This window comes from Pseudomonas sp. AC463, from assembly GCF_979253585.1.
Window position 1 is genome coordinate 1 of sequence record NZ_CEEDDZ010001261.1, and the last position, 229, is coordinate 229.

Annotated in this window: 1 protein-coding gene; it reads left to right on the plus strand. The window is 63.3% G+C overall.

Features of this window, described 5'->3' with window-relative positions:
- On the plus strand, positions 1 to 229 hold a 229-nt coding region (locus tag AC0IYH_RS34355; RefSeq protein ID WP_471838973.1), incomplete at both ends, for a CoA transferase.

The following is a 229-nucleotide window of genomic DNA, read 5'->3' on the forward strand; positions in this document are numbered from 1 at the left end:
CAGGGCGGCCAGCACATCGACATGGCGTTGCTCGACGTGCAGGTCGCCTGCCTGGCCAACCAGGCGATGAATTACCTGACTACCGGAGTTTCCCCGAAGCGCCTGGGCAATGCTCACCCGAATATCGTCCCCTACCAGGCGTTCCCCACCGCTGATGGCGACCTGATCCTCACGGTCGGCAACGACAGTCAGTTCCGCAACTTCTGCGAGGTGGCCGGGCATCCCGAGT